Here is a 394-nt window from a genome sequence, read left to right on the forward strand (position 1 = left end):
AAGTTACATCTATTAATGATGCAATATCTGTTATTGATCAAATTGCATTCCAAACAAATATTTTATCACTTAATGCTGCTGTTGAAGCAGCAACGGCAGGTGAAGCAGGAAAAGGATTTGCAGTAGTTGCAGGCGAAGTAAGAAACCTAGCTAGTAGAAGCGCAGAAGCAGCAAAAGAGATAAAATCTTTAGTAGAAAACGCTACACAAAAGTCAGGTGATGGAAAACAAATTGCAGGGAATATGATTGAAGGATATACTCATTTAAATGAAAATATTCAAAATACTCATGGATTAATTAAAAATGTTGCAGAATCTTCAAAAGAGCAAAAAACAGGTATTGAACAAATTTCAATTGCTGTTAATCAATTAGACCAACAAACACAAAAAAATGC

The 394-nt window shown here is 32.7% G+C and carries 1 protein-coding gene; it reads left to right on the forward strand.

Translation table 11 applies throughout. The features are described from left to right. Window positions 1-394, forward strand: a 394-nt coding sequence (locus tag CRV02_RS14670; RefSeq protein WP_258239344.1) for a methyl-accepting chemotaxis protein, incomplete at both ends; no start/stop codon positions are given.

This window comes from Arcobacter sp. CECT 8989, assembly GCF_004116715.1.
Taxonomy (GTDB): Bacteria; Campylobacterota; Campylobacteria; order Campylobacterales; family Arcobacteraceae; genus Halarcobacter.